This window comes from Dyella thiooxydans, from assembly GCF_001641285.1.
GTDB classification, from domain to species: Bacteria; Pseudomonadota; Gammaproteobacteria; order Xanthomonadales; family Rhodanobacteraceae; genus Dyella_A; species Dyella_A thiooxydans.
The window spans coordinates 2,521,188-2,544,096 of sequence record NZ_CP014841.1 but is presented as its reverse complement, the minus strand read 5'-3'; the positions used below and the strand labels follow the sequence as shown (position 1 = coordinate 2,544,096).

Here is a 22,909-nt window from a genome sequence, read left to right as displayed (position 1 = left end):
CGTCATGAAGAAATTCCTTTCCTTCCTCGGCAACCTCGGCCTGCTGGTGTTGCTGGCCGTGGTGCTGGGCGTCTGGACCCGGCTGTCGATGGCGGCCGTCGGTGTGCTGGCGGTACTGCTGATCCTGTGGCTGGTGTTTTTCCGGCGCGGCCGACAGACCCTCTCGGTGACCCGTGTGGGCATCAGCACGCTGGGCCAGCGCCTGGGTGCCTCATCGGTGATCGTGATCGGCATCGCCGGTGTGGTCGGCGTGCTGGTGGCGATGCTGGCGATGGGCGACGGCTTCGCCGCCACCCTGGCGCAGACCGGCAGCGATGACACCGCCATCGTGCTGCGCGGCGGTTCGGCCGCCGAGCTCAACTCGGTGCTGGAACGCGACAATATCGACGTGATCGAGCAGGCGCCGGGCGTGGCCAAGACGCCCGACGGCAAGCCGGTGGCCTCGGCGGAGATCTCGGTGGTCGCCAACCTGCCGAAGAAAAGCGACCCCACCGTCGATGCCAATGTGCAGATCCGGGGCGTCGACGACGCGGCCTGGACGCTGCGGCCGAACGTGAAGATCCTCGCCGGTCGACGCTTCAAGCCCGGCCTGCGCGAGCTGGTGGTGGGGCAGGGTGCGCTGCGCCAGTTCGCCGGACTGGAGGTCGGCAAGCAGATCCGTCTGGCAGGGCAGAACTGGACCGTGGTCGGCGAATTCGCCTCCGGCGATTCGCACGATTCGGAACTCTGGGGCGACCGCCAGACCGTCGCCTCGACCTACCGCCGCGGATCGAGCGCACAGTCGGTGACCGTGCGGCTGACCTCGCCGGAGGCGTTCGACACCTTCAAGTCGGCCTTGGTCGGCGATCCGCGCCTGAAGGTGGACGTGAGCACGACCCGGGACTATTACGCCAAGCAGTCCGAGGGATTGACCAAGGTGATTCGCGTGGTCGGCATCACGGTGGGTGTGATCATGGCGATCGGCGCGATCTTCGGTGCGCTCAACACCATGTTCGCCGCTGTCGCCGCACGGGCGCGAGAGATCGCCACGCTGCGCGCGATCGGCTTCCGCGGCGTGCCGGTGGTGGTGTCGGTGCTGCTGGAGACGATGCTGCTGGCGCTGCTCGGCGGCGTGCTCGGCGGGTTCGTCACCTGGCTGATCTTCAACGGCTACACCGCATCGACCCTGGGCTCAAACTTCAGCCAGGTGGTGTTCCAGTTCAAGGTATCGCCGCAGCTGCTGTGGACCGGCATCAAATGGGCGCTGGCGATCGGCCTGGTCGGAGGACTGTTTCCTGCCGTGCGCGCCGCGCGTCTGCCGGTGAGCACGGCGTTGCGGGAACTCTAGGGCGGGAGTGAGGCATGGAGTGAAGGGGTTCGCGGTGCGTCGCCCGCCTTCATGCCCCTTCCCTCTGCGCCTCCGGACGCTGCCTGCTCGCTGCCGCCAGCGGCGAAATGTCATCGCCGCTGCCGCGACAGGGTGATCACCGCGACGCCGAGCAGGATCACCGCCATGCCGGCCAGGTCGAACGGGCCGACGTGCTCGCCTGCGAGCAGCACGCCGAACAGCACGGCGACCGGCGGATTGACATAGGCGTAGCTGGTGGCCAACGCCGGGCGGGCATGGCGCAGCACGTAGAGGTAGGCGCTGAAGGCGATGATCGAGCCGAACACCGCCAGGTAGATCAGCGCCGCGGTGGCGTGCCAGGTGGGATGGGGTGGCAGCCGTTCGCCGCTGCCGAAGCCGACCGCGAGCAGGGCGAGGCTGGCGCACAGCATCTGCGCTGCGGTGTTCATCGGGCCGGCAGGCATGTCCTGCCGCTTGCTCCATGCCGAGCCGAAGGCCCAGCACATCGCTGCAGCGAGCAGCGCCACTGCGCCGAGACGCGAGCCGGATAGCCCGCTGCCCAGGTTGAGGACGATCACGCCGACGAAACCCACCAGCAGTCCGACCGTCTCGCGGCGGGTCGACCACTGGCCGTAGAGTCCGGCGAACAGGGCGGCGAACAAGGGCATGCTCGCCACCGCCACGGCGGCGATGCCCGAGCTCACCCGCTGCTCGGCGAAGCACACCAGTCCGTTGCCGAAACCGAGCAGCAGCACACCGGTGACGGCAGCGTTGCGCCACTGCCGACGGCTCGGTGCGGCGGTGCCACGCAGGCGCAGGAAGCCGTAGAGCGCGAGGCCTGCGCCGAGGAAACGCACACCCGCCAGCAGGAATGGCGGATAGCTTGCCAGCGCGAAGCGGATGGCGAGGTAGGTGGAGCCCCAGATCACGTACAGCGCGAACAGGGCGAGCGGGATCAGCACGCGTTCGTCGGCGTGACCGCGGGTCGCGGCAATGTCGGACATGTCGGGGGCGAGCTCGGGAGGGGACGCGCGATTATCGACGAGAGCGCGGTGCGGAACGAGGTCTCCCGCTGCCATTTCCGAGGCCGGTGACGGCACGCTCGCGCTCCAGCAACTGCTGCTTGCGCTCCACGCCCCAGCGCCAGCCACCCGCGCTGCCATCCTCACGGACCACGCGATGGCAAGGCACCACCAGCGCCAACCGGTTGCTGCCGCAGGCGTTGCCGATGGCCCGCGCCGCGCGCGGCATGCCGAGTCCGGCGGCCAGTTCGCCGTAACTCACCGTGCTGCCGGCCGGGATCCGCGTGAGCGCCTGCCAGACCCGCCACTGGAATGCCGTCGCGGCGACGTCCAGCGGCGGCAGCTGCGGGGCTTCGGCCGCACTCCAGCCCAACTGGTGGGCGACATGGGCGATCACCGCGTCGAGCCATTCCTCGCGACCGGCCTCCACCCGTTCGAGGGTGGCGTGGGGGAACTCGCGCCTCAGCCGGGTCTCCAGTGCGGCCTCGTCGTCGTCCAGCGTGACCGAGCACAGCCCGCGGGTGGTCGCAGCGACCAGCATCGGACCCAGCGGAGTGTGGGTGATCGTGTAGCGGATGTGCGCTCCGGCACCGCCGGAGCGATAGCTGGCCGGGGTCATGCCGAGCAGGCGGTCGCTGTGTTCGTAGACCCGGCTGCCGGAACCGAATCCGGCGGCGTAGACGGCGTCGCTCACCGGCTGACCTTCGCGCAGCGAGCGGCGCAGCTGGTCGAAGCGTCGGGCCCGATGGTATTCGGCCGGGCTCACGCCGAAGCGGCGGCGGAAGGCCCGTTGCAGATGGGTCGGACTCAGTCCGGCCTGCGTGGCCAGGGTGGCCAGGGTGGGGAGTTCGTCGGATTGCTCGATCCGGGCGCGGACGGCTTCGAGCGCAGCGTCGGTGCGGGTCGTGGGCATGGCGGCATCCGTGGGAGGATGCGCTCAGGCTAGCGCTGCGCCTTGCGCCGGCGCCATCCGGATCTTGCGCGCGGGGTCAGTGCGAGTGGGCGGTGTTGCGACTGTCGCGCAGCACCACGAATTCACCCTCGATGGTCTGCGCATGGTGCGATGCGCGCGAACCCGCGGCGGCCGGGCGCGAGGAGCCCAGCTTCCACTGACGGACCGCCAGCAACACCAGGCCGCCGACCAGCAGCACACCGGCCACGACCAGGCCGAATACCATCAGCACGCCGATCACGGCCAGGCCCAGCAGCACCGAGAGGGCGCGGGCAAGCGGATGGCGGGCGCGACGCGAAGCGGGCAGGACGAAACGCATGTGTTAAAAATCCGTGTGGTAAAATCAACGACTTACGCGTGCAACGATGAGGCCTCCGCGAACGTGACACAAGTGCCGATGGATAGAAACGAGAGCCTCCGCGCGATTTGCCGCACCGAGGACATCCCCGACGGGGAAGCCATCGCGGTGGATACCGTGTTGCCGGATGGCGAGGAGAATCTCATCGTGTTGCGCTTCGGCGAAGCGGTGCATGCCTACCTCAACATCTGCCCGCACGCCGGCCGCCGGCTGGACTGGGCGCCCGGCAAGTTCCTGCTGAGCAAGGGGGCGCTGGTCTGCGCTGCGCACGGGGCCAGCTTCATGGCGGTCAGCGGGGCCTGCATCGGCGGCCCGTGCCGGGGCCAGAGCCTGCGCCGGGTATCGGTGCGGGTGGTGGACGGCGAGGTCTGCCTGATCGACTAGAAGCCCATCCGTTGGTTGGTCAGGGCAGCATTGCCAACGATGCCAGAGAGCGGCAGCAACTGGCTGAGCACGCGGTTCCACTGCGTCACTCCGGAAGCACCGACGAACACCACGTCGCCGGAACGCACCTTGAAATCGTCGGCCAGCGCGAACGCGGCAGGCGAGTGCGCATTGAGGTGGAACACGGTGGCCGGCGCGCGGGCCAGGTTGGCCACTCCACGGATCACGTAGACGGCCTTGCCGTCGGCCGTGACCGGATTCAGGCCTCCGGCGCGCCCGATCACCTGTGTGAGGGTCAGGTCGCTGGTCTTGAACGTGATCGCCTGGGGCCGGAGCACCTCCCCCATGACGTAGACTTCGTGATTGTCGTTGTACGGCAGGAACAACCGGTCGCCGGGTTTGAGATAGATGCCTTGTACCGCGTTAGGGCCCTTGCCGGGTGCGTTGAGGTCCAGGTGGTAATCCTTGCCGTCGCGGGTAAGTACCAGATCCGACAGGTCCGCGAGCGTGCTATCGACCATTGCGCTTCCCACTACCTGTGCGAGCGTCATCGGTACAGCGGTGACGGGTTGCGCATCGGTATGCGTGAATGCTCCAGCCAAGGTGATGCGCTGGCTGCCATAGCCGGTCACGCTGACGTCGACCTGCGGCTTGCTGACGAACTCGGCCAGCTTGCGGCTGATGGCTTGGCGAAGTTCCTCGATGGTCAATCCGGCCGCTTTGATCGTGCCCACGTAGGGATAGAACAGCGTTCCGTCTGGACGCACCGTGCGTCCGTTGGCCACGGTCTGCTGCTGTGAGCCGGCTGGGGAGGTCAGCTCGGGGTGATCCCAGACCGTGATATACAGCGTGTCGCCGGGACCAAGCACGTAAGCCTGCGGCTGATAGTCCAGCAATGCGGTCGGCACGGTCCGTGCGGAGGTGGCCGCGGTCGCGAGCAGTGCAGGAGTGATCTGCAACAACACGACATGGCTGTTTTCGGGATCATCACCGCGATTCAGGGCGCGTGCCGAAAAGTGTTGCCCGGGGACCATGGCGCAGCCCTGCAAAAGCGTGGCGGATATAGCCAACGCTAGGAAGCACGTACGTTTCATGAGAGTGGCCTTCCGGGCTGGATGACGGGGGTGATGTCATAACCTTCGTTCTTCACGATGGTTTGCGGTAGCGTCCTGGCCATTAGGATCGGAAATCCATGGATTTTTCCAGTGTCGATCTTAATGATTGACTTTCGTGGCATGTCCGGTGCTGGATGAATTGCCATTCGGACATGTGTACTTGAGCGTTGTGGTCGCGATAATTGCCCCTCTGGATGATTTTAAAACGCTTCGTGCGATGCATTTTCTGCTGGGCTCCACTAGGCGCGTCATGGCGCTAATGAGGCGCGAAGAAAACGTATATTCGACGAACCAGTGTGATCACTCAGGTGAAGCGCGTGTGCAGGTTCGGAGATTCTTGTGCGTCCCACGCCAGGACAAGACGCTCGGGAACGACCATGCGTGCCGAAGATGTCCTTGGCGTATGGGTTTTTTTTTTCTGCTTCATGACTTCCCGCATTGATTCAAGAAGAAATCGTGACAGCGGCGTGTTCGATACTAAAAATTTCCGTCATCGAGATGAATTTATCGTCTAAATGGATGATTTGAAGAAAAGCAAGAGTAGAGTTGCCCTCGAATCACTCTTGGAGCCATTTCCACCGCTTTGGATGTCGAATTGAACATCGTCATTTTCCGATTTCAAAAATTTTCCTAACCGGTCGCGATTGCGCAAATGCGCTTGCTGTGATCGTCATGGTGGTGGGGTGTGCGTTCCAGTGTTCGAGCACGTTCTGGTGATTTGCGTGGGAAATGTCTGCCGGAGCCCCATGGCGGAATTCCTGTTCCGGGCGCGGATTGCATCGTGTCAGGTACAGGTCGCAAGTGCTGGTTTGGGGGCGCTGGCCGGTCGCCCGATCGAAATGCATGCGTTGACGTTGTTGCACGAGCATCAAATCGATGCCTCGGCGCATCGCGCACGCCAGCTCGATCGACGGATGTTGCACGGAGCCGAACTGGTGCTGGCGATGGAGCGTGTGCACCTCGCAGCGGTTGCGCGACTGGCGCCAGAGACCCGCGGCAAGTTGTTCCATATCGGCAAATGGCTGGAAGCCACCGACATTCCGGACCCGTACCTCGAGTCACGTGAGGTTTTCGCCCAGGTCTACGCTCGCATCGAGCAAGCCGTGGATAGCTGGTTGCCATACCTGTTGTAACCCCTTTCCTCGGACACGCTGCCATGAGCACCCGTCAAAGCTTTTCAGCCGGTCGCGACGACGACATCGACCTGCGAGCGATCGTCGGTACCTTGCTCGATCACAAGTGGCTCATCGCTGGCGTTACCGCCTTTTTCTTCGTGGCCAGCGTGACGTACGTGGTGCTGGCCACGCCGATCTACGAGGCCAGTGCGGTCGTCCAGGTGGAGCAAAAGATCCCCAGCTTGCCCGGCCTCGAGGACTTGAGCCAGACGCTTGGTGCCTCGACCTCGCAGGCCGTCACGGAGATCGCGTTGCTGACCTCGCGCACGGTGGTGGGGCAGGCGGTGGACAACCTCGGGCTGGACGTCGACATCACCGTGGACCGTATGCCACTCGTCGGAGGTTTCGTCGCGCGCCGGTTCGTCCCTGCCGCGCCCGGTGATGTCGCACCGTCGCGCTTCGGCCTCGCCCGTTACGGCTGGGGCGGATCGCGGCTCGACATCTTCCGGCTTGACGTTCCGGCGGCCCTGATCGAGCAGCCGCTGCACCTCGTGGCCGGCGAGGGGGGGGCGTACACGCTGCAGGACGACAACGGCAACGAGTTGCTGAAGGGACGGGTAGGGCGCACGGCCTCCGCGAACGGCATCGTGATGGAAGTGAAGACGCTTGCGGCCCATCCGGGCACCCGCTTTACCGTGATACGCCACTCGCACCTGGACACCATTGCCCGACTACAGGACCACCTGGTTGCGGTGGAGCAGGGCAAGGATTCGGGGATCATCGAGCTGACCTATCGCAGCGACGATCCGTTGCTGGCAACCCGGCTGCTTGACCAGATCAGCGCACTGTATGTGCGACAGAACGTCGACCGAAGCTCGGCGGAGGCTGCCAACAGCCTGGCATTCGTGCGTGCTCAATTGCCCAAGGTGCGGATGGAACTCGAACAGGCCACGGTGGCTATGAATACGTTCCAGACCCAGGCTCACTCGGTCGATATCACGCTGCAGACCAAAGGCCTGCTCGACCAGATCGTCGCCAGCGAGACCAGTCTCTCGCAGTTGCGCATGCAGATGAGCGACATGCAGCACCACTTCACCCCGGAGCATCCTGCGTACAAGGCTTTGGCGCAGCAGATTGCGCAGTTGGAGGGCCAGCGCAATGTGCTGGAAAAGCGCGTGGGCGTGCTGCCGGACACGCAGCAGCAGTTGCTGCGGCTGGCCCGGGACGTGCAGGTCAGCAACCAGACCTACACCAGCCTGCTCAATCAGGCCCAGCAGCTGGACATTGCCCGCGCAGGGACGGTGGGCAACGTACGGGTGATCGATGATGCCGCCACCAACACCGCAAAGCCGGTATGGCCACGACGCCTGCCGGTTGTGGTTGCGAGTACCACGCTCGCGGCCCTGCTGGCGGTAGGTCTGGTCTTCCTGCGCCAGTTGGTCAGCCGCGGTACGGAAGATCCGGCGATGATCGAGCGCCTCGGCCTGCCGGTCTACGCGTCCGTTCCATGCACCGAACTGGCCCGCATGCCGCAGCCACACAACCGGCGCCGGCGACTCAATCCAGCACAAGAGCTGCTTGCCCTGCGCTACCCGGGCGACCTGGCGACCGAGGCCCTCCGCAGCCTGCGCACCAGCCTGCACTTTGCCCGCATCGAAGCGAGGAACAACCTGTTGATGATCAGCAGTGCCGGCCCCTCCGCCGGTAAGACCTTTGTGGCATCAAACCTGGCCGTCCTGGTCGCCCAGAGCGGTCAGCGCGTGCTGCTGATTGACGCCGACATGCGCAAGGGCAGTTTGCATGGCATGGTTGGCGGACGTGCCGAGGCTGGCCTGTCGGAGCTGATCAGCGGCCAGCTCGATCCGCCGCACGCCATCCGCAATGTCGAAGGCGTACCCAGCCTGTTCTTCATCGCGCGCGGCAAGATCCCCCCCAATCCATCCGAATTGCTGATGCACCCCCGCTTCGCGATGCTGCTGGAAAAGCTGCGGGCGCGCTTCGACCTGATCATTATCGACACCCCACCGATCCTGGCGGTCACCGACGCCGCGGTGATCGGGCAGCATGCCGGAACCAGCCTGATGGTGGTGCGCTTTGGGGTTGACCAGGCACGTGCGATCGCCCTGGCCAAGCAGCGCTTCGAGCAAAACGGTGTATCGATCAAGGGCGCCGTCTTCAATGCCGTCGAGAAGCGCAGCGCAGGCTATTACTCATACGCCTATTACACCTATGCCGAGCCGCCCACCCCCACGGCCGCAGCCGTCTAGCCGTCTAGCCGTCGCCAGCACGACGCGCCAATCCCAGGAATTCAACATGACCATGAAGATCGCCCTGTACGGCACCGGCTACGTCGGCCTGGTGACCGGCGCCTGCCTTGCAGAGGTGGGTAACGAAGTCACCTGCATCGACGTCGACGTCGATCGCATCGCCGGTCTCAAGTTGGGGCGCATGCCGTTTCACGAGCCGGGTCTGGCTGAGTTGGTCGTCCGCAATCAGGCCGCAGGCAAGCTGGACTTCACCACACATGCCGCCTCGGCACTCGCTCCGGCGACGGTGATATTCATTGCGGTCGGGACCCCGCCGGCTGCCGACGGCAGCGCGGACCTGAGTCAGGTGCTTGCCGTGGCGCGCTCCATCGGGAAGTACCTGACGCATCGTGCCGTGGTGGTGATCAAGTCGACCGTGCCGGTGGGCACGGCTGATCGCGTGCAGGTGGAGATCGCGCGGGCCATCACCGCACGTGGCGCGATGGTCCTCTTCGATGTCGTGGCAAACCCCGAGTTCCTGAAGGAGGGCGAGGCTGTCGAGGACTGCCTGCGACCGGAACGGATTCTGCTCGGCAGCCAAAGCCGACGTGCGATCTCGGTGCTGCGCGCTCTGTATACCCCGTTCAATCGCAACCACGAACGCGTACTGGAGATGGACACGCGATCGGCGGAGCTGACCAAGTACGCGGGCAACGCGATGCTGGCAACCAAGATCAGCCTCATGAACGAGATGGCCAACATCGCCGAGCGAGTCGGGGCTGACATCGAGCAGGTGCGGCGGGGCATCGGTGCGGACCCGCGCATTGGCCACCATTTCATTTACGCCGGTGCCGGTTACGGTGGCTCGTGCTTCCCCAAAGACGTGCAGGCGCTCGCGCGTGCCGCCTTGGCCCAGGGCTACGAACCGCGCATCCTGGCGGCGGTCGAAGCCGTGAACAGCGCGCAGAAGAACAAGCTGTTCGAGCTGGTCGCCAGGCACTTCCATGGACGGCTCGCCGGGCGCACGGTGGCGCTGTGGGGCCTGTCGTTCAAGCCAGATACCGACGACATGCGCGAGGCCCCCAGCCTGGCGCTCATGCAGTCGCTCTGGGACGAGGGAGCCTGTGTACGCGCCTACGATCCGCAAGCCGGCAGCCAGGCGCGCGAATGCTGTGGCGAACGCGCCGATCTCGTGATCTGCGAGTCGCCGTACCAGGCGCTGGACGGTGCTGATGTGCTGGTCGTGGTGACCGAGTGGAAGCTGTTCCGCAGCCCTGACTTTGCGCGCATCCGGTTGGCGCTGAAGGAGCCGGCGATCTTTGATGGCCGCAATCTCTACGAACCGGCGGAGGTGGAAGCGGCCGGCCTGGCGTACTACGGCATCGGTCGCGGCCGCTCGCTGCTGGTGTTACCGGTATCGACCGCCCCGCTGCCGGCAGCGAACGTTTATGCAACGTATGCCGGCCGGCCGGCATCCACCGTCGCTGCGACGATGGTCTAAGCATGTCTTCGCTCGCTACACCTCGCTGGCCGCTGACCGCCCTGTCGCAGGCATGGCGCAACGCACTGGGTGCCATCGCCATGTTGTGGCTCGCCACCGCTGCGGGCGCCGCCATGGTGTTCCTTACCCAGATGCTTCTGGCGCGTGCGCTGGGCGCTGCTTCGTATGGGCTGTTCGCGTCGTCGTTGGCAATGGTCGGCATGGTGGCACCGATGGCAGGCTTCGGGCTGGCGCAGTTCTGGTTGAGGGTGTATGGCGGCGAAGGCTGGCACGCAAACCGCTGGTTGCTTCCGTCCGTCCGCTTCCTCGGCATCACGACCGCGCTGACCATGGCGATCATCGTCGCCTGGGCGCTTGTCCTCGCGCCGCCTGACGCTACGGTGATGCTGCTGGTGATGTTGCCAGTGGTGGGCAGTGTGCTGGTCGCTGCCCTGATCAGCAGCAAGTTGAGGCTGGAAGAGCGCCACCGCGCGCTGGCGCTGTGGCAACTGATGACGCCGGGCGGCCGCCTCGTGGTCGCGCTGCTGTTGCTGATCGCGCCGGGTATGGGCAGTCCTGGCGTAGCGGTGGGCTATGGCGCGATATCGCTGGGCGTGGCTGCACTGGGCGCCCCCCAGCTCAGGGCCATGCTGCATGGGGGGCTCGCACTGCAGGGCCACGGCGCGCGGCCGTACGGTGGAGTGTTCCGGATCACTCCTGCTGCCCGCCCGCCGGGTCTGCGTTCGTTGTGGTCGCAGGCATGGCCGTTTGGCCTGGCGGCCACCCTGTACCCGATCTTTTTCCAGACAGGCACCGTGCTGGTGAAGTACTTCGATGGCAACACCGAGGCCGGCATTTTCGGTATCGCACTAGCGGTGATGTCGGCGATCTACCTGATTCCAGCCACGCTGTACCAGAAATTCCTGCTGTCCAAGCAGCAACGCTGGGCGGTCCACGATCCGGCGACGTTCTGGCGGATCTATCGCCACGGCAACCGGGCCATGCTGGCCGGAGGCGTTCTGCTGGCCCTGCTGATGGTGGCCACTGCGCCGTGGGGCGTGCCGCTGGCGTTCGGGCCGGCGTACCGGCCGGTCGTGCCGGTGTTGATGATCCTCGCCGCATGCATCCCGCTGCGCTTTCTCTCCACCAGTGTCGGCTCGGCGTTGCTCAATGAGCGGCACATGCGCTACCGCGTGGTCGCGATGGGGTTCTGCGCGCTGCTGGTGGTGGTGCTCGCGTCGTGTTTGATTCCGGCCTACCGCGCGCGCGGCGCCGCCGTGGCGACCGTGGTGGGTGAGCTGGCGATGCTGCTCCTGCTGGTCGCGGGAGTGCGCCGCTTTTACCCGGCGCAGGACCGGCCGCGATGAACCCGGGCGGACGCATCAAGGTTGCTCTGCGACCCTTCCGCAACCTGCTGTGGGCGATGGCCGGATTCGGCTACGACTTCTCGCGCTTCGTCCGCTATGGCGGCTGGCGCGGAAGCGGCGATGCGAACAAGCGCGACTACAAGGCGGTGAAGATCTACCACCGCCTAGAAAAAAGCCTGAGCTTTCGCGGCCGCCGCACGGATTCGGGATGGGATGCCGCCGGTGACCTGGTCGGATTGCTGGATCGCCGCCGTGTCGAGGGTGGCGTGCCGGGCTACCACGAGACCGTGGGCATCAAGGTGTTGGGGGACTTCCGTGCGGCTTCCGATGGCGGCGGTGGCACCGCGCAACGGGTCGGCGCATTCCTCGACCGCACCCGGATCGATTCGTTGGCCGGCGGGGTGATCGCCTGCAGTGCGGAGGCCTTGCTGGCAGGTCGACTGGACAATCCGGAGCGCTTCTTCCTCAGTCGTCACTCGGTGCGCGATTTCCGTCCCGGGCCGGTTCCCCGTGAGCTGATCGAACGCGCCGTGCGCCTGGCCTTGAAGACGCCCTCGGTATGCAACCGGCAGGCTTGGCACGTATACCAACTGGATACGCGCGAAGGCATCGATCGCGCCCTGGCCCTTCAGAACGGCAACAGGGGCTTTGGCCAGGACGTGCCCTGCCTGTTACTGATCACCACCGACCTGCGCGCGTTCGACACCCATGGCGAGCGCTTCCAGCACTGGGTCGACGGCGGCATGTTCGCGATGGCGATGGTACTGGCGCTGCATGCGCTTGGCATGGGGGCGTGCTGCCTCAACTGGAGTCGCGGCGCGGGCGACGACCGACGCCTGCGCCGGCACGTGGCGATCGCTCCGGCGCACACGCTAGTCATGATGCTGGCGGTCGGATACCCCAGCGAACACCTAAAGGTCTGCTACTCGGCGCGGCGGCCGCTCGAGAGCGTGCTCACCCACTTGGATACCCGATCATGAAGCGGTTCTATCTCTCCGGCCAGCGCACCTTCGGCAACCGCGGCTGCGAGGCGATCGTGCGCAGCACGGTCGGCTTGCTCGCCGGCCAGTTCGGCAAGATCGAGGTGTTGGTGCCCTCGGTCGATATCGCCGCCGACCGTGCGCAGTGGCGCGACGCGGAGGCGAGCGGGGTGCGCTTCGTACCGGCCTACCTTCCGGTCCAGGCGCGGGCATGGGTGCAGTTGCAGCGTCTACCCCTGCCGCTGCTCAAGCGTGCCGGGTGGCCATTCCCGATGCCGGACCGGCTGCGACGGGACCTTTCCAGCGTCGACGCCGTGCTGGCCGTAGGCGGCGACAATTACTCGCTCGACTATCGCATCCCCTCGCCGATCATGGCCCTGGACCATTTCGCTATGGACCTGGGCAAGCCGGTCATGCTCTGGGGTGGCTCGGTCGGCCCTTTCGAACGCGAACCGGCACTGGTCGAATCGATGCGTCGGCACCTGTCTCGCATGCGCTGTGTTGCCGTGCGCGAATCGGTCAGCCATGCCTATCTCACCGAGACCCTGGAGCTGGGCAACGTGATCCGCATGCCCGATCCGGCATTCACCCTGATGGCCGAGCCGGTGGAGGTGCAGCCGTTCTGGCCGCGCAACTCCAACGGTGTGCTTGGACTCAACGTGAGCCAGCTGATCGAGCGTTACCGGCGCCCGGGCCAGGACATTCTTGCCGCGGTAGCCGAACTGATTCGCCACGCGGTGACCGAGCACGGTCTTGGCGTGCTGCTGGTTCCCCATGTCAATGCCCTCAGCGGCGACAACCGCGGCGGCGACGCCGACTACATGCAATCGCTGCTGACCAACCTGGGCCCGTCGGTGACGATGATGCCATCGACCTTCAACGCTGCGCAGAGCAAGTACGTGATCGGGAAGCTGCGCTTTTTTATCGGCGCCCGCACCCATGCCACCATCGCCGCGCTCTCCAGCGGCGTGCCTACGGTGTCGATCGCCTACAGCATCAAGGCACGCGGCATCAATCGCGACCTTTTCGGCAACGAGGACATGGTGCTGCCCACGACGAAGGTGTCGACGGCGAGCCTTCGCGCAGCACTGGGCGGCCTGATGGACCGCGAGGACACACTCCGCGCCGTGCTCGCCACGCGCGTCGGGGAGCTCCAGACGGGCGCATGCACCGCCGCCATGCGCCTCGCAGACATCGTGGCGAGTCGCGTATGAACCGCCGTCGCCCCGGCGGTACCCCGACGGCCGCGCGAAGGATCGCGCCATGCCCGGTGCACGCCCGTGCCGCCGCGTGCGCTCCCGCTCCCGTGGCGCCCGTGAGCGTGGTGGTCCCGTGCTTCCGCTGCGCTGACACGATCGCAGCCGCGGTGGCGTCGGTCGCGGGACAAACGCTGCCGCCGGCCGAGATGCTGCTGGTGGATGATGGGAGCGGCGACGGCACGCTGGCCCGGCTGGAGGCGCTGGCCGCGCACTATCCGCCAGGCTGGATCCGGGTGTTCGGCCTGCCGCGCAACGGCGGTCCCTCCGGCGCCCGCAACCTCGGCTGGGAGCACGCCTCGCAGCCGTGGATCGCCTTCCTCGATGCGGACGACAGCTGGCATCCGCAGAAATTGAAGCTGCAGATGGAGGTGCTGGACGCCGACCCCTCGATCGCGCTGCTGGCGCACCGGATGAACGTGCAACCGCGCTCGGCACCGCCTCCGGCGCTCGCATATCCACTCAAGGTATCGGTGGTCGCTGGCCATCTGCTCCAGCTTCGCAGTCCGTTTCCCACCGCCTCCATCGTGCTGCGCCGCGACCTGCCGTTCCGCTTCGACGCAAACCGCTGGCGTGCCGAGGACTTCATGTTGTGGGCACAGATCCTGCTCTCCGGGCATCGCTGCGCCCGGATCAACCAGGTGCTCGCGTCCTGGCACAAGGAGCCTTTTGGTGCCGGCGGCCTCAGCGGCGACCTCTCGGCGATGTACATGGCGGCGGTGGACGTGCGCCGTGCGTTGCGTCGACAGAGCCTGCTGGGTTCGGGGCAGTGGCTGGTCGCCCATCTCTTCGGACTGGCGCGCTACGCCCGACGACGGGCGCTCACTGCGGTACGGCGTGCCGGCAAGGGGCGTGACGCATGAGCGCGAAAGCACATGGTGGCCCGTCATGAGCATGCGCGCGACCGCGTCGGTTCCGGCGCACGGTGATGTCAGTGTCGCCAACGCGCGGTGGGTGCTTGGCGCGTTGCTGATCCTCGCGGCCTGTCTCGTGGCCGATGCGGTGGTTGCCGTCCGCGGTTTCGATGTCGGCACCGATACCCATGTCTACGCGGGCTTCTTCCTGGCCATGCGCGACCATCTGGTGCACACCCGTTTCGAGCCGGGCTTCGTGCTGGTGACGCGTGCGCTGAGCGCCACCGGGATGAGCGTGGCTGCCTACCAAGGCAGCCTCTTTGCACTCTCGCTGCTGGTTGCGGCGACAGCGGCGCGAAGGTACTTCCACTATCTCGACATGCGAGGCGACTACCTGACGTTCCTGGCGGTATCGCTGATGTGCCTGTTCCTCTCGCCGATGTTCGTCAATGGCTCGATCAATGCGGTGCGCCAGGGGCTGGCCTCGATGCTGGTATTCCCGGCCTTGCTCGCCTTCCAGCGGCTGCAGTGGCGGGGCGCCGCGATGTTCGGCGTGCTGGCCGCCAGCCTGCACTATTCCATGCTCCTGTACCTGCTGTTCGCCCCGGTGCTGCTGCTTGGCCCACGCATGCAGAAGGCGATCGCCGGCGTGGCCTTCCTGGCCTATGTCTCGGGTCTGTCGATGCTGCTGGTCCGGATCGGGCTGCCCTCGGCGTACGCAGCGGTGATGGGCTACAGCTCGGGCGCCGCGTACCGGGCGGGTGTGCGCCCGGACTTCGCCGCGTTCTCGATCTTCTGGTACCTGGTTCCCTTCGTCCTAGGACGCCTGCTGTGCGAGCCCTACGGTGAGCGCATTCGCCGGGGCACCGCGGTATACCTAGTCATGCTGCTTCCTTTCTTTGTGGTCGGCTGGGGCAACTATTCCAATCGCTATCTGCTGGCGCCATGGATATCGGTGTCATTCATGGTGGGCGCGATGCTCTATCACGCACGCACGCCACTGCTGCGGCATCCGCTGGTGCTGTGGAGCGGGCTGTTGGTATCGACGATGGTGTTCGTCTATTACGTCAGAGCGGGCGTGCTGCTGTGAGCGCCTCGGTCCATCCTGGTGCCCGGACAGCTGCATTCCCCGGCCGCATCCAGATGATTGCGGGGGGCGGCTCGCATCTCCTGGATTTCTCGCCGCTTCGCCGGGTGCATGATCCCGGCCTGCAACTGGACGCTGTGTCGCTGGCCGACCTGCTGCGGAACGCTTTCGTGTATCCGCCGCACTCGATCTACCATGAGGTGAAGGTGGCCATCTCCGGCTTCGAACCGGAGCAGGACCTGCATGGCGAACCACGGTTCCGTTCTCCGCATCAGCTGGCGGGGGCCATCGCCCGACCCTTGATTGGCGAGATCGATCGCGAAAAGACCGTCATGCGCTACCACCGGCTTCTCTGCGAGGCGATAGCGGCCTCTGTGAATGGCATGAAGGCGCCGTGGCTCCTGCAGAGCGGGGGCAAGGATTCCACCTCGATGGCGATTGCGCTGGCAGAGGTCCGTCCGGACGCCACCTGCGTGACCTACCTCGGCGGAATCGAGGAAGACGAGGTGGATTCGGCGCGCTTCGTGGCGCAGCGGCTGGGTCTGCGCCACGAGGTGCTGGTATGCGACTCCGGTCGTGCCTACGACCGCTACCTGGCGATGATGCCGGCCATGCCGCTGCTTACGGCCGACTTTGCCACGCTTTCGTACGCGGACCTCGCCAGCACAGTGGCTGCAGTCGGCGGTGACGGGGTCATTGATGCATTGGGGTCGGATCCGTATTTCGGGATGCCGACAGGTTGGCGCCAGCGGCTCAAGGCCCTTTTGGCATGGCACCTGCCGCTGCCACATGCTCTGCTGGAGTCGGCCCCGGTGGCCGCAAGCTTTCGCATGTCCTACGCGCTCGGCACGATGCAGATGGACCGCTTCGAGCGCTTCTTCCCTGGCTCGCGTTTCACCGATGCCGAGGTCGACGCACTGTTCGGGCGCCCTGTTGCGGCAAGCTCCCGCCAACGGCTTCGGCTGTTCCGCGACGCGGTCCTTGCCGCGCCGACGATGCAGGCACGCCGCTGCCTGGCGGCGGTGATCCTGGAGGCGGCGACATTCGGCAAGGGCCTCTACATCGCCGGCGCGCTGGACCTGAAGCTTGCGTACCCGTATTGCGACGAGCCATTGCGCCAGTGGATTTTCCGGGAGGTGCCCGACGCCCTGCTGATCGGGCCCGGCGGCATCAACAAGGTACTGGTGCGTGAGCATATCGCCCGCCATTTCCAGCGTTTACCCTATGTGAAAGACAAGGGGTGCTTCCGCTTCGATCTGGTCGATCTGGCCCGCAAGCGCTTCGATCAGGTGCACGCCTTCGCGGTGGATACGAAGACGCAGCTTCCCGGTGCGACGGACTGGCTGGAACGCCACCGCGATCGGCTCGACAACAAGTACTTTGCGTCGAAGTTCTATCTGCTTGCGATCATCCTGCCGTGGCTGCTGGCTCGTGCCGCGTCGGCGGATGACCTGTCCGCGCATAACGGCGGTGCGTCATGAGCGGATCTCCCCTCGTGCAAGCTGCCGTCGTCTCACCCGGTAAGTTGGGCGTGCCCGCGCAGGTCCAAGCCTCACCGTACCTTGCCTGCGTGGATTTCTCACCCGTGCAGGGCGAGTATCGCGGCGGGGTGGGTGCGCTCGACGAAGTGTCGGTGGCCGATCTGCTGCGCAATGGCTTTGTCTATCCACCGCATTCGGTCTATCGAGACGTCAAGGTTGCATTCACCGGTTTCGCGCCGGGACAGGATCTCCACGCGGCTCCGCGCTTCCATCTCCCGTACCAGTCTGCGTCGGTTCCCGACCGCCCGATGATCGGCGCGGTGGACACCGACGCATTGGTGGCGACCTATCACCGGCTGCTCGGCGATGGCGTCGTGCGCGCAGTCAGGGGCATGGACTCGCCGTGGCTTCTGCAGAGCGGTGGCAAAGATTCCACGTCGCTGGCGATGGCGGTCGCGGAACGCAGCCCAGTCACCGTATGCGTCACCTATGCGGGAGGCGACGAAGAGGACGAACTGGAGTCAGCGCAAAGCGTGGCACGTCAGCTCGGCCTCCGCCATACATCGCTCATTTGCGACCCGGCGCGCGCCTATGACCGCTATCTGGCGATGGTGCCGGCGATGCCGCTGTTGACCGCGGATTTCGCCATGCTGTCCTACTGCGATCTGGTCACCCATGTGGCTGAGGCCGGCGGCGACGGCCTGCTGGACGGGCTGGGCTCGGACACTTATTTCGGCTTGCCGGTGTCCTGGCGTGGCAGGTTGCTGGCCGCAGCGGCGTGCAGGCTTCGGCTCGCGCCGGCCCTGTTCGAGTCGCGCCTGGTACGCAGCAGCTTTCCGCTGGCCTACGTACTCGGCACGCTGCAGATGGACGGCTTCGAGCGCTTCTATCCCGGCTCGCGGTTTACCGACATCGAGGTGGATACCCTGTTCGGCCGCCCGATCGCGGACTGCTCGCGTCAGCGGCTGGAGCTGTTCCGCGCCGATATCTCGGCAGCCGCCTCGGCCGAGGCGCGCCGGCGCATTTCCGTCACCGTCATCGAACCGGCCGTCTTCGGCAAGGGCATATACGTTGCCGCGGCGGCGGGCCTGCGCCTGGCCTACCCCTACTGCGACGAGGCACTACGCGACTGGGTGATGCATGCCGTGCCGGACGAGTTGCTTATCGGTCCAGGCCAGACCAACAAGATGCTGGTGCGTCGGCACATCGCACAACGCTTCGGCCAGCTTCCCTACGTGAACACCAAAGGTTCCTTCCGCTTCGATATCCGTGGCCTGGCACGCCGGCGGTTCGATCAGGTGTACGCGTTCGCGCAGCAGGCGCGGGACGTGCTTCCGGGCGCGCCGCAGTGGCTGGAGCGACATCGCTCACGGATGGACAACAAGTACTTCGCCTCCAAGTTCTATCTGCTCGCCATCATCCTTCCCTGGTTGGCCGGTCTTCGACATGACGCTTCTGGATCAGGCGGGCCACCCGCATGAATGTGCCCGTCAGGCCGGATCCGGCACTGTCCCTCGGCCGCCGCCACTTCTTGCGGCGCGCACTGTGGCTGGCCATCGGGCCGGTACTTTCCCGGGTGGGTTCCACGGCAGCCATGACCGATCCGGCCTTCTTCGGGAGCACGGTCGACGTGCGCGCTCACGGTGCATTCGGTGACGGCTCCCATGACGATACCGCCGCGCTGCAGGCATCGGTCGATGCGCTACCGGCCGCTGGAGGCACGATCATCGTGCCGGCGGGCCGATACCGGATCGACGCGGCGCGATCCGTCCGCCTGCGCTCGCACATGCATTGGCGGATGGAGGTCGGCGCTGAACTGATCGCGATGCCCAACAGGCTGGATCGCTCCTACGTGCTGCTGGTGCGCGACGTGCAAGACGTCGAGATCAGCGGTGGCCGTATCGTCGGAGAGCGGAATGGGCACCTCGGTACCACCGGCGAGTGGGGGCACGGCGTGGCCATTCTGGGTGCACGCGACGTGCATGTGCACGACCTCCGGATCGACGACTGCTGGGGTGACGGCATGGCGATCGGCACGATCTTCGATCGTGGTGCAGGAAGCGGCAAGGTCGTCGCCGAGGATGTGACACTGATCCGGGTGCGCTGCGGTGGAAATCGCCGCCAGGGCCTTTCGATCACCTCCGCCCGCCGCGTGTCGGTGATCGACTCGCAGTTCATCGGCAACGGCGGCACTGCACCCGGCTGTGGCATCGACGTGGAGCCCGGCACGGTGCGCATGGGTGCACAGGACGTGCTCATCAGCGGTTGCACGGTATCGGCCAACCGGGGCAGCGGGATTCAGGTTTACGGCCTGCTCGGCGGCGTGTCGGGTTTCCGCCTGGTAGATAACACGGTGGCTGGCAATCACGGATTCGGCTTGCTGCTGGTCGATGCACGCGACGGCCAGGTGCATCGGAACACGGTGGACGAAAACGGCCTGGCCGGCCTGCTGGTGCGCGAGGGTGTCCGCGACAGCCGCATCGAGCACAACACGTTCAGTGGCAATGGCACCCGCCTGTTCCGCGGATCGCTCCAGCGCATCGCGCGGGCGTTGTCCGGGGCCTCCGCAGTGCACGGTGATCGCAACGTCCAGGTGCTGGGCGAGGCGCGCTCTGTCGTGCTGCAAAACAACACGATGATCGATTAGTTCGACGTTTCTTTGGCCGGTGCCGGTCGGCGCGTTTGCCGGCCTCCGGTACCGGCTGCCTTTCGCATGCCGGGCAGCACGTACCCCGCACACAAAACGGCCGAATCGATGCATCGCAGCGCGCACGCCATTCCAGTGCGCGTTCAACACGAGGCATCACCCGTGAAATTCGTCTTCTTCGCCAATACCGACTGGTATCTGTACAACTTCCGGCTGGCTACCGCGCTACGCCTCAAGGCCGATGGCCATGAGGTAGTGATGCTGTCGCCACCGGGTCCGTTCGGAGCACGCTTCGCGGCCAGCGGCCTGCGCTGGATAACGTTGAGTATGGACCGTGCCAGCCTGGGCCCGGTGCGCGAGGCACGCACCTTGTTCGCGCTGATCTCCGCCCTGCGCAGGGAACGCCCCGACCTGTTGCACAACTTCACGCTCAAATGCGCGATCTACGGTGCGCTGGCGGCCCGGGTGGTCCGCGTACCGGCAGTGGTGAACGCGGTGGCCGGCATGGGCTACGTGTTCACCAGCAACCGCACCAAGGCGCGCGTATTACGCCCGTTGGTGTCCTGGCTGCTCCGGTTGAGCCTCGACCGCCCGCGCTCACTGCTGATATTGCAGAATCCTGACGACGCGACGGCATTCGCTGCCGCGCGCCTTGTTCCGGCTGACCGGGTGAGGGTGATTCGCAGCTCCGGTGTCGATGTGCGCCGCTTCACACCGGTCGCGTCGGACTCGCCGGTACACGGCCGCCTGCGCGTGCTGCTCGCGGCGCGTCTGCTTTGGGAAAAGGGTGTGCAGGAATACGTCGATGCCGCCGCGCTGCTGCGGAGGGAGGGGCGGTCGGTCGAATTCCTGCTCGCCGGTACTCCGGATCCGGGCAATCCGCGATCGGTCGAAGAGGCACAGGTCAAGCGCTGGGGCCGTGAGGGACTGGTGCGTTGCCTCGGGCATGTCGAGGACATGCCCGCGTTGCTTCGCGAGGTCGAGGTGATGGTGCTGCCGAGCTACTACCGCGAGGGTGTTCCCAGGAGCCTGATCGAGGCGGCAGCATGCGGCCTGGCGATCATCACAACGGATCGGCCGGGGTGCCGCGAAGTGGTGACGCACCACGGCGTCGATGGCTTGCATGTCGCGGTCCGCGATGCCCGTGCATTGGCCGATCGCATCGCCCAGCTGGACGATGATCGCGTATTGCTGGCGCGGCTGGGAGCGCGCGCACGGCAACGGGCGCTGAGCGAGTTCGACGAACAGCTGGTGATCCAGCGCACGGTCGATGTCTACCGGGAACTGCTGCGTCCGGCACCGTCGGCAACGCGACCGACGGTTCGTCCGATGCCGTAACGGACTCGGCGGACGCGGTGGTAGCGACCACCGCGACGCCGAAAATCACCGCGGATGGCGCCTGTTCATCCAGCCTGAGCCCAGGCGCAGCCAGGGCTGGCGCATGGGCACTGCCGGTTTATCCGTGCGTGATTCACACATCGCATGCATTTAGCCCATAGGGTGCGCCGCATCGCCGGCGTTGCACGATCACTTGTCGAACCTCTGGCTCGCGTCCGTGTCGTGCCGACGATTTCTCCGACGCCGATCGCCCAGGCCTTCAATGTCTCCAGACAGCGTGGACGCCCGCACCCTGGCGTCGATCCCTCCTTGCCAGTCGCGGGAGAGCGGCGTGTCGGCGTGTCGGGCAAGCGATTGCCGCATGCGTCTCCGAGCGCCAACCGCCTTTGCCAAAGTGGCGCCGCGCACCGCCATCCCGGGCCACGCCGGTCATTCGGCCCGATCGATTCCGGCAACCCGTCGGGGCACGCAAGAGTGCATAGCGGCGGTGCGGGACGCCCTGGCCACTACCGATCTTTTGGTGACAAATTAATTAATATCAACAATTTAAAGAGTTTCCATTGCGTGCTCCCGAACACATTCCCCGACGGACCGATTAAGGCATGGTGAAAACGCGATACGTACCTACCCATCATTCTCGTGAGACGTCCATGATCCGTTCCCTTGCTGTTCCCCTGATCTGCCGCCCCCTGGCAAGTCCTTCCGTCCGTCGTCGCAGCTCAAGACGGAAAGCGCCGCTTCATGCACTGCTGGCGGTGTTGTCGCTCTTGCTGGGTAGCACGTCGTTGCCGGCATCCGCCACCAACTGGTGGACCCCCACGCCCAGCCTCACGATCGGTGCGGCAACGATCAATGTTCGCAACGCCGGTGCGCTTGGCGATGGGGTGCACAACGACACCGCCGCGTTCCAGGCGGCCATCAATGCTTTGCCTTCCACGGGCGGAACGATCGTGGTACCGCCCGGTCGCTACATGATCGATGCCACCCGCTCGATCAGCCTGCGCTCGCATACTCGCCTGAAGATGGATGTCGCCGCGCAACTGGTTGCGTTCCCCAACAGTCAATCGCGCTACTACGTCGTGAAGGCCTGGAAGCTGACCGACGTGGAAATCAGTGGTGGCCAGATCGTCGGCGATCGGGTGCGGCATGTCGGCACGGCGGGTGAGTGGGGCATGGGTCTGGACATCCTGGCGTCGAGCAAGGTGTATGTGCACGACCTCAAGGTGTCCGACTGCTGGGGCGATGGCATCTACGTCGGAGCCATTGGTTCGCCGGGAAGCGCGGTTCCCTCCTCCGACGTGACGCTCAATCGGGTGTCCTCCAGCAACAATCGCCGGCAGGGTCTGTCGTTCGGACCGGTGGCGCGTGCGTACGTGGTCAACAGTACATTCCTCAATTCGAACGGCACGGCGCCTCAGGCCGGAATCGACATCGAACCGTCGACACAGGGCAACTCCAAGGACGTCCGTATCGAAGCAAGCACGATGACCGGAAACCTCGGTAACGGGCTCGAGCTGCACGACCACGTGAGCGGCCTGGTAGTGAAGTCGAGCACGATCAAGCGGAACAATGGCTTTGGCATCCTGAGCGTGGGGGCCTACAAGGCCTGGATTGCCGTAAACACCATTGCTGAGAACGGCCTCGACGGCGTCGCCGTGACATCCACCACGCATGACGTGAAGATCACCGGAAACACCATCAACTACAACAGTACGCGCTGGTTCTACGCCAACAACAAGTCCATCTATACCCTTACCAGCAGCGCTCGGGACCTTCGCATCGACAGCACGACCAGCGGCATCTATCTGGCCTCCAACGTGTTGTCGCCGAAGCCCTGAGCGCTACCGCAGGCGGTGTGCGTGCGGTATGGCTCCGACCGGAGCCTCGTTCGGCCTGCTGC

19 protein-coding genes are annotated in these 22,909 nt (G+C 65.6%); 15 read left to right on the top strand and 4 right to left on the bottom strand.

Annotated elements, in window-relative coordinates:
- Positions 1-4: 4 nt before the first annotated feature.
- A complete protein-coding gene (locus tag ATSB10_RS11565) occupies positions 5-1,327 on the top strand; it encodes an ABC transporter permease (RefSeq protein ID WP_063674461.1) in 1,323 nt (440 codons plus the stop codon).
- Positions 1,328-1,437: 110 nt separating this feature from the next.
- Here ATSB10_RS11565 and yedA read toward each other — a convergent pair whose 3' ends face one another.
- The 3 genes from yedA to ATSB10_RS11550 form a co-directional block, all read right to left on the bottom strand.
- Positions 1,438-2,331 carry a drug/metabolite exporter YedA gene (gene yedA / locus ATSB10_RS11560; RefSeq protein ID WP_063672964.1) on the bottom strand — a complete coding sequence of 298 codons (894 nt, stop codon included), beginning with the start codon at positions 2,329-2,331 and terminating at the stop codon, positions 1,438-1,440.
- 31 nt (positions 2,332-2,362) lie between these two features.
- Positions 2,363-3,262, bottom strand: a complete 900-nt coding sequence (locus ATSB10_RS11555) for a methylated-DNA--[protein]-cysteine S-methyltransferase (protein WP_063672963.1) — start codon at positions 3,260-3,262, stop codon at positions 2,363-2,365.
- A gap of 76 nt (positions 3,263-3,338) precedes the next feature.
- The gene (locus ATSB10_RS11550; RefSeq protein ID WP_063672962.1) at positions 3,339-3,620 is read right to left on the bottom strand and encodes a hypothetical protein; all 282 of its coding nucleotides are present in this window, start codon (positions 3,618-3,620) and stop codon (positions 3,339-3,341) included.
- 78 nt (positions 3,621-3,698) lie between these two features.
- On the opposite strand from ATSB10_RS11550, the gene ATSB10_RS11545 reads away from it, so the two are divergent.
- Positions 3,699-4,043 carry a Rieske (2Fe-2S) protein gene (locus ATSB10_RS11545; RefSeq protein ID WP_063672961.1) on the top strand — a complete coding sequence of 115 codons (345 nt, stop codon included), beginning with the start codon at positions 3,699-3,701 and terminating at the stop codon, positions 4,041-4,043.
- Here ATSB10_RS11545 and ATSB10_RS11540 read toward each other — a convergent pair.
- Positions 4,040-5,137, bottom strand: a complete 1,098-nt coding sequence (locus ATSB10_RS11540; protein ID WP_063672960.1) for a polysaccharide biosynthesis/export family protein — start codon at positions 5,135-5,137, stop codon at positions 4,040-4,042. The genes ATSB10_RS11545 and ATSB10_RS11540 overlap by 4 nt on opposite strands.
- Before the next feature lie 767 nt (positions 5,138-5,904).
- Here ATSB10_RS11540 and ATSB10_RS11535 point away from each other — a divergent pair.
- From ATSB10_RS11535 to ATSB10_RS11475, 13 genes are all read left to right on the top strand, one after another.
- Positions 5,905-6,291, top strand: a complete 387-nt coding sequence (locus ATSB10_RS11535) for an arsenate reductase/protein-tyrosine-phosphatase family protein (RefSeq protein WP_236886412.1) — start codon at positions 5,905-5,907, stop codon at positions 6,289-6,291.
- Between the two features lie 23 nt (positions 6,292-6,314).
- On the top strand, positions 6,315-8,540 hold the full coding sequence (locus ATSB10_RS11530) for a polysaccharide biosynthesis tyrosine autokinase (protein WP_063672958.1): 2,226 nt from the start codon (positions 6,315-6,317) through the stop codon (positions 8,538-8,540).
- 52 nt (positions 8,541-8,592) lie between these two features.
- Complete coding sequence (locus ATSB10_RS11525; protein ID WP_083966335.1) at positions 8,593-10,020, top strand: UDP-glucose dehydrogenase family protein; 1,428 nt, start codon at positions 8,593-8,595, stop codon at positions 10,018-10,020.
- Between the two features lie 2 nt (positions 10,021-10,022).
- Positions 10,023-11,366 (top strand): lipopolysaccharide biosynthesis protein, encoded by a 1,344-nt coding sequence (locus ATSB10_RS11520; RefSeq protein WP_083966195.1) that lies wholly within the window; start codon positions 10,023-10,025, stop codon positions 11,364-11,366.
- Positions 11,363-12,346, top strand: a complete 984-nt coding sequence (locus ATSB10_RS11515; RefSeq protein WP_063672956.1) for a nitroreductase family protein — start codon at positions 11,363-11,365, stop codon at positions 12,344-12,346. The genes ATSB10_RS11520 and ATSB10_RS11515 overlap by 4 nt, the downstream gene beginning before the upstream one ends.
- Positions 12,343-13,560: a polysaccharide pyruvyl transferase family protein gene (locus ATSB10_RS11510; protein WP_063672955.1), complete on the top strand. Its 1,218-nt coding sequence runs from the start codon at positions 12,343-12,345 to the stop codon at positions 13,558-13,560. Before ATSB10_RS11515 ends, ATSB10_RS11510 begins: the two co-directional genes overlap by 4 nt.
- A 101-nt stretch (positions 13,561-13,661) precedes the next feature.
- Positions 13,662-14,465: a glycosyltransferase family 2 protein gene (locus ATSB10_RS11505; RefSeq protein WP_169816717.1), complete on the top strand. Its 804-nt coding sequence runs from the start codon at positions 13,662-13,664 to the stop codon at positions 14,463-14,465.
- 25 nt (positions 14,466-14,490) lie between these two features.
- Positions 14,491-15,546 carry an EpsG family protein gene (locus ATSB10_RS11500; protein WP_063672953.1) on the top strand — a complete coding sequence of 352 codons (1,056 nt, stop codon included), beginning with the start codon at positions 14,491-14,493 and terminating at the stop codon, positions 15,544-15,546.
- Positions 15,543-17,024 (top strand): asparagine synthase-related protein, encoded by a 1,482-nt coding sequence (locus tag ATSB10_RS11495; protein WP_169816716.1) that lies wholly within the window; start codon positions 15,543-15,545, stop codon positions 17,022-17,024. Before ATSB10_RS11500 ends, ATSB10_RS11495 begins: the two co-directional genes overlap by 4 nt.
- Positions 17,021-18,505, top strand: coding sequence for an asparagine synthase-related protein (locus ATSB10_RS11490; RefSeq protein WP_083966193.1), 1,485 nt, complete (start codon positions 17,021-17,023; stop codon positions 18,503-18,505). Before ATSB10_RS11495 ends, ATSB10_RS11490 begins: the two co-directional genes overlap by 4 nt.
- Positions 18,502-19,671, top strand: coding sequence for a right-handed parallel beta-helix repeat-containing protein (locus tag ATSB10_RS11485; RefSeq protein WP_063672950.1), 1,170 nt, complete (start codon positions 18,502-18,504; stop codon positions 19,669-19,671). The genes ATSB10_RS11490 and ATSB10_RS11485 overlap by 4 nt, the downstream gene beginning before the upstream one ends.
- A 66-nt stretch (positions 19,672-19,737) precedes the next feature.
- The gene (locus ATSB10_RS11480) at positions 19,738-21,009 is read left to right on the top strand and encodes a glycosyltransferase family 4 protein (RefSeq protein ID WP_236886411.1); all 1,272 of its coding nucleotides are present in this window, start codon (positions 19,738-19,740) and stop codon (positions 21,007-21,009) included.
- Between the two features lie 650 nt (positions 21,010-21,659).
- Positions 21,660-22,847: a right-handed parallel beta-helix repeat-containing protein gene (locus tag ATSB10_RS11475; RefSeq protein ID WP_169816715.1), complete on the top strand. Its 1,188-nt coding sequence runs from the start codon at positions 21,660-21,662 to the stop codon at positions 22,845-22,847.
- The last annotated feature ends 62 nt before the right edge of the window (positions 22,848-22,909 follow it).